We start from the raw sequence: 6,791 nt of genomic DNA, 5'->3' as shown, positions 1-6,791 counted from the left end.
AAAAGATGTCAAACTGTTTCTAGTCAACAGTTTGAGGAAATAGATACCTGATGACCAGCCGCAGCAGAAGTAACCGTGACCACGCCAAAAAGCACAACCAACCAAGTGTGGAAGAGGAAGTCATTGCCGCTCAATTAGAGGCTTTATTGACACCAGCAATCTTCAACCAAAGTCATTACTACCGACAATTGGGGCTGAGAAATCGGCTGTTAAATTTGCCCTTGATGATGGCAGCAGTGCTGACGCTGCTATGGCGGAATGTGCCAGGAGTCAGAGAACTAAGCCGAATGCTAGGGCGAGAAGGATTCTTGTGGTGTGAGCCGACACAAGTAAGCTGGGCGGGAGACCCGTCCAGCAGTCAACAGGCGATCGCCCAAAGATTCTTGACCTTTCCAGCCGAGTTATTTGAAAGAGTGTTTAAGGAATTATTGCCAGAATTTAGAATCAAGTGGCACAATAGAAAACAGCGATCGCTGCCACAAAGTATTGAATTTGCTCAGGCAAAATTCGAGCGAACTTGGGCATGTGATGGCTCGACATTGGAAGCAATATTTAAGAAATTAGATAGCTTATCTGATGTGCCAATGGGACAACTAGCGGGAAAAATGGGGGTAGTCATAGATTTAGTCACGAGACTGCCGATTGAAATCTGGTTTACAGAAAATCCCAAAGCTTCAGATATTAACTTTGAGAAAGACATCTTGAATCTAGTAACATCAGGTACCTTGCTACTATTGGATCGAGGTTTCTATCATTTCCGATTTTGGCAACAATTAATCGAACGAGATGTTCATTTTATTACTCGACTCAAGAAAGGAGCTTCACTCCGCATTAATCAAGTATTTAGTGACAGCTACAGTATCCGTGACCGAATAGTGCAAATGGGTTCTGGCACCCAGAAGACTCCATATATCACTGTGAGATTAGTTGAAATTAGAGTAGGTAAAATTTGGCATTCTTATCTAACTAGTGTACTTGATCCCTCGATTCTTCCTCCCTATGTCGTTGCTGAACAAAGGTTTAGCTGCTGAACCTGTTAAATATTTTGCGGCTCCCGAAAATCAAGATTTGGGTATTGTTAAAACGCTCCGAAAACCTCATCAAAAGTTGATCATTGCACCTTTTCCTGATTCCGTAAGTCGAACGGACAATTTTTTCTTCGATTCATCGCCTCAAACCCGCTTGACAAATGCGATCGCTTCTTAACTTGTCACGAATGCATAGAGACATTAACTTTGCCAAAATGCCTGAATCATGCCAAAGATTTTGCGTTTGGCTTCGGTGTTGGGGGCAGCGATCGTTAAAGGTGTTGCGGTCATAGGTTTGAGGTTTCAGAAAGATTAGATTTGCTCAAAGTCCCCCAGAATGGAGAATGAGGGGGCATTCCTGACTTCATGCGTTGCCGATCGAAGTTTCTCCAGTGAAGGAATAGTTTAAATACATTATCGAGCTATTTGTAGGGTGCCGCGTGTTTCCAATTGAGTAGCTTACCCAGTCAAAAGGAATAGATCGGAGGTAATTCTATCGAGTCGATCGACTGATTATTTTCGATCGACTATGTTCCCCAGTGAAGGGGAATTAATCAAAACTTCAACCTTCGATCGGTAGTTATCGCTGATTTCTGGGTTTTCAATCGTTTCCGATCGAGTAGGTTCCCCAGTGAAGGGGAAGATTTCTAATCCCTCCTCAGAATTTACGCGAGCATCAATATTACTAATGGCACCTCGATCGCTCGCCGCACTGATGTAATCAGTATTTCCGTAAGTGAGCAGCTTTCCGCTCGATAGAACCTACACAAATCTAGACAGGCTAGTGTTGTGAAAGCTAGAGCCAATATCCTCTCTGGAACAGATAGAAGTCACGATAAATTTACAAAAGTTATGACCGAGCATAATCGCCAGTAGTCTTGAAGGCGATCTGTCCTCACCCAACTACAAGCCCACTTGAAAACTGCGCTAAAATGGTTTAGCTAATCATTCAACCGTAACTGACTATGACTCGTGCAATTATCGAAACCGCAAAAGGAAACATCAATATCCAGTTTTTTGATGCTGATGCGCCTAATACAGTCAAGAACTTTGTCGATTTGGCAGAAAAAGGTTTTTACGATGGGTTAACATTTCACCGCGTCATTCCTAATTTCATGATTCAAGGCGGTTGTCCTCAGGGTTCGGGTACAGGCGGCCCAGGTTACAAAATTAATTGTGAAATCAACTCCAATCTCCACAAGGCTGGGACGCTCTCAATGGCACATGCAGGTAAAAATACTGGCGGAAGTCAGTTTTTCATCTGTCATTCTCCTCAGTCGCATTTAGATGGCATTCATACTGTGTTTGGTCAATCCGAAGATATGGATGTTATCAATGCGATTAAAGGCAACGATAAAATGGTGTCAGTCAAGATTATTCATGACTAATCTAGATTAATAATTTAAGGGCAATCCATAAATTGCCCCCGATCTACCTTGTTAATATCTATATCGAGCGATCGTGAGTAAAATTCTTCAGATTTTGGAAATTGGTAGTCCGATTTTGCGTCAAAATTCGGCGATAATTGCTAATACTACCGACCCACAACTTGACGATCTAATTGTGGATCTCATTGCTACGGCTGATGCGGCAAATGGTGTAGGCATTGCGGCTCCTCAAGTAGCTGCGACGGTACGGTTATTTATCGTTGCTTCGCGTCCGAGTCCGCGCTATCCTCAGGCACCAACGATGGAACCTACGGCGATGATTAATCCGCAGATTATCGATCGATCTGGGGATCTGGTTGCAGGCTGGGAAGGGTGCCTGAGTGTGCCAGGAACTCGCGGTTTGGTGATGCGCGATCGGGCGATCGAGGTCAGATATCTAACTAGACATGGAGAGTTAGTTCAACAGGAATTGACTGATTTTATCGCCCGAATTTTTCAACATGAACTCGATCATTTAGACGGGATTTTATTCCCCGATCGCGTCTCAAATCTCACCGATCTAATCACCGAAGCCGAATATCTGAAGCTTGCTTTTGATAATTAACTATTAACGATCCTAAATCAGAAATAATCAGAATAAGGATCCCAAAGACGGTAACGATTCCAGCGATCGCATCACAAATGTGAGACTTTTTTAAAATTGAGGTTTTGATACCTGCATGTTCAGGTAGTGTCAATCGGTCGCTACTGGCACTTCCATCTCAACAGTTGAGGCAATCGACAACACTTTTTATTTGGTGTGCTGTAGCGACTTCCCACAAGTAATCCTAATATGCTACATCGGTCGTATCTAGAGATTTACTTCAAAATCAGTCTATTTGCCTAACTTACGTTTGAGGTTTTCCAGTTCTTCATCCGCCTCCCACCGCCGAAATTGAGCATCTAAAGGATCTGCAAAATCGCTGGTACTGGTATAACTATTTACCGATCCCCAACTGCTGGTGTTGCTACTGGTTTCTGCTTGAGTCCGCGCTGCTTGAGCCGCTGCGGATTTGGCTTTGACTTCAATTCGTCGCTGTTTAATGGTTTGCAATAGCTCTTGAGCCTTGGCTGTACGCTCTTTGAAGCCTTGCATTTTACCCCAGAGCTGGTTCCCTTGGGGGAGGAGTGCATTGACGCGCTCTTGAGCCGCAGTAGCTAGGTCCGATCGTCCAGCGGTGGTGGCTTTTTGGACTCGATCGTACCAGTTTTTGATCTCTTGTGCGGTGTTGAGGATTTCTCGCTCGGTTTGTTTTGCTTGAGATTGCAAGCTGACGATTAACTCCACAGTATCAGTCTCCTGTTGAGCTAGTTGTTGTTCGATCACCTGTAATTCAAGGTGCGGATTCTTGCTTAGGAAGTCATCGATCTGACTTTCTAAAAACTGTTTCATGTCTTCGAGTAAACCCATGATTTAGAGGGTAGGGGGTAGGGGTGACGCAGAGGGCGCAGAGTAAGGAGAGAACACAGCGGAAAGTGAGGTCTTGGGGTTTCCCAACTGGGCGGGAGACCCGTCCAGACAAGTAGAGCACCTTTCCAAGACAGAGAATTGGTTGGTGTGGGGACTGGACGAAAGATGATATTTCTTTTGCCCTTTCCCCTAGAGCCTAAAGCCTAATTCCTAAAGCCTAATTCCTAAAACTTCTGACCGATATAGATCGATCGAATTTCGCCGCCTTTTCTTTTTACAATTACTTCGCCTTTAGCTACAGTTAATAAAGACCAATTACTGGCACCGATTTTTTGACCGACGTTAACTGTTTGGCTTTGACGATCGATCTCGAAAATGGCACCTGGACGATTGCTATCGGAGAGTGTTTTGACTAGGGAAATCGGTGTGGCGATCGTTGGGGTAGCTGTAATGGGTACTGCGGTGGTGACTGCTCCAGTTGGATTGGGTGCGACGGGAGCGGCTTGGGTAGTGTTTGCCATGCTACTATTGGCTGAATTGACGGGATTTATTACTGAAGTCGCTGAAGTAGTGGCATCGATTTTCGAGATGGACTTTCGCAGATAGTCAGCGAATTTGGCATCCTCTGGCGGGATCTGTGACTGAGATTGGAAGGGGAGCCAACTGGTATCGATATTTTGAGGAAGTGCGATTTTCCGTTCGTTTACTAGCCATAGGAGTGTACCGCCTACGGCGATCGAAGTAACGCCGATGCCCAGTAATGCTTTGAGCCAAAGCGGTAGACGTTGTTTGGGCTTGGGTGTGGCTGCTGGGGGTGAATCGATCGATGGTTGAGGTGGGGCGGATTGAAGTTGTTGATTCGGATAGTATTCGGTGCGGGATGGTTCGGTGGAATACTGAATGTGTTGAGAAGGTTGTACTGACAAGGAGTGAGTCTCAGGAGTTTCGTCACTGAGAAGGTCGTCGATATCTGCAAATAGTCGATCGAGCGAGCGATCTGCATGGGCGTTAACTTTGGCGAGGATATCGTTTTGGCGGAGCCGATCCTGTGGTGATGGGGATTGAGGAACTGCGGGATTTTGGTTAGTCATCGGTTAGGGGTTGGGGGTTAGAGAATAGTTTACAGCAATCTATTTGTCGTAGTTGAAATGAAATTATGATACTGCTCCCCTATTTCCTCACTTGTTTGAGCAGTCTATTGCATTCGATCGATCGTCCGATATTGAACTGCTTCGGCGATGTGGGCGGGTTCGATCCTGTCTGTGTTGGCGAGATCGGCGATGGTTCTGGCGACTTTGATGATGCGATCGCTCGCCCTAGCTGACAATCCTAACTTACGAATGGCTGTCTCTAATAGTTGCCGACTGCGATCGTCGAGGGGACACCACGTTCGCAATTCTCTACTTTGCATCTGGGCATTACATACAATGCTGGGCACAGACTCAAATCGCTGACGCGCCTTGTCACGGGCAGCTTGAACGCGGGGACGGACTATAGCTGAAGTTTCCCCTGTAGGCTGATTGGTAATCTCCTCTGGTTTGAGCCGATTTACCGCTACCTGAAGATCGATCCGATCCATCAGGGGGCCGGAAAGCTTTGCCCAGTAGCTCTCCCGCTGACGGGGATTGCAGGTACAAGCTTGAATTGTATCTCCATAATAACCGCAGGGACAGGGATTTGTACTGGCAACTAGGGTAAATTGGGCAGGGAAGGAGACAGACTGACGGGTACGGGAGATGGTGACGTGTCCATCTTCTAGCGGTTGACGCAAGAATTCTAGAACATCGCGCTTGAATTCTGTGAGTTCGTCGAGAAATAATACGCCCCGATGGGCGAGGGAGATCTCGCCAGGACGAGGGTACGTGCCACCACCGACAAGGGCTGGGCCAGAAGCCGAGTGATGTGGGCTACGATAAGGTCTGTCGCAGACGAGAAAACCGCGTTCTTTGAGCAAGCCAGCGACGGAGTGAATTTGGGTGACTTCCATCGCTTCGGAAAATGATAATGGCGGGAGAATTCCAGGCAGACGGCGCGCTAACATCGTTTTGCCACTACCTGGCGGCCCGACAAAAATTAGATTGTGTCCTCCGGCTGCGGCGATTTCGAGTGCGCGACGGGCGTGTGCTTGTCCTTTGACATCATGCAAGTCGGCATAATCTAATTGGGGTTGGGCTAGTCTACCCGTGACATCTACTTTGACTGGCTCAAATTGTTCGGGATGATTGAGGAAGGCGACGACTTGGGCGAGATCTTCTAAGCCATATACCTGGATGCCTTGCACGACAGCCGCTTCGCAAGCATTGGCGGCTGGTACTACCAATCCAGTAATCCCCATTTTCTGGGCGGCGGCGGCGATCGATAGCACCCCTGTAACCGCGCGTAAACTGCCGTCTAGGGACAGTTCGCCCAAAAATAGGTAATCTCCCAATAATTCCCCGCTTACCTGGTCTGAGGCGGCGAGGATGCCCACACAGATGGGTAAATCAAAGCTGGGGCCTTCCTTGCGTAAATCTGCGGGCGTGAGGTTGACGACAATTCGGCGGATCGGATAGGCGGAACCAGCATTTTTAATCGCTGTTTTGACGCGCTCTTTGCTCTCTTGCACGGCGATATCTGGCAACCCCACAACGGTAATCCCTGGCAACCCAGTGGCGACATCTACCTCAACGCCCACTTTTACTGCATCGATGCCGATAATTGTTGCACTCCAAACTCTGGCTAGCACAGGGATATTTCCGTTATTTGTTGATGATATTGACTCAGTTAAGCACGATCCTTCCGTAACTGACAACGATCGAATGTCTTAATTTTTAGGCTTTAGGCTTTAGGCTTTAGTAGGCTTTAAGCTTTAGGCTTTAGGCTTTAGGAGTAGTTTTGGGAGTAGGATGTTGGCTCTTGGCTGAAACTTCGCCGTTGGCGCAACAG

At 46.9% G+C, this 6,791-nt stretch carries 5 protein-coding genes and 1 pseudogene; 3 read left to right on the top strand and 3 right to left on the bottom strand.

The features are described from left to right. Positions 1-50: 50 nt before the first annotated feature. The 3 genes and pseudogenes from ACEW9J_RS17280 (at position 51) to def (ending at position 3,020) form a co-directional block, all read left to right on the top strand. Positions 51-1,206: pseudogene (locus ACEW9J_RS17280) on the top strand (transposase). Between the two features lie 787 nt (positions 1,207-1,993). After that, entirely contained in the window at positions 1,994-2,416 is a 423-nt protein-coding gene (locus ACEW9J_RS17275; protein ID WP_373546346.1) for a peptidylprolyl isomerase, read from the top strand. A gap of 73 nt (positions 2,417-2,489) precedes the next feature. Then, complete coding sequence (gene def, locus ACEW9J_RS17270) at positions 2,490-3,020, top strand: peptide deformylase (RefSeq protein WP_373546345.1); 531 nt, start codon at positions 2,490-2,492, stop codon at positions 3,018-3,020. Between the two features lie 270 nt (positions 3,021-3,290). Here def and ACEW9J_RS17265 read toward each other — a convergent pair whose 3' ends face one another. The 3 genes from ACEW9J_RS17265 to ACEW9J_RS17255 all read right to left on the bottom strand — a co-directional run bounded on the left by ACEW9J_RS17265 (position 3,291) and on the right by ACEW9J_RS17255 (position 6,591). Then, entirely contained in the window at positions 3,291-3,866 is a 576-nt protein-coding gene (locus ACEW9J_RS17265; RefSeq protein WP_373546344.1) for a TIGR04376 family protein, read from the bottom strand. A gap of 224 nt (positions 3,867-4,090) precedes the next feature. Further along, the gene (locus ACEW9J_RS17260) at positions 4,091-4,957 is read right to left on the bottom strand and encodes a hypothetical protein (RefSeq protein ID WP_373546343.1); all 867 of its coding nucleotides are present in this window, start codon (positions 4,955-4,957) and stop codon (positions 4,091-4,093) included. Between the two features lie 104 nt (positions 4,958-5,061). Next, complete coding sequence (locus ACEW9J_RS17255) at positions 5,062-6,591, bottom strand: YifB family Mg chelatase-like AAA ATPase (protein ID WP_373546342.1); 1,530 nt, start codon at positions 6,589-6,591, stop codon at positions 5,062-5,064. Positions 6,592-6,791 lie beyond the last annotated feature (200 nt).

Origin of the sequence: Chamaesiphon sp. (assembly GCF_041737865.1) — a bacterium.
Classification (GTDB): domain Bacteria; phylum Cyanobacteriota; class Cyanobacteriia; order Cyanobacteriales; family Chamaesiphonaceae; genus Chamaesiphon.
This window is presented reverse-complemented; position numbering and strand designations above follow the sequence as displayed.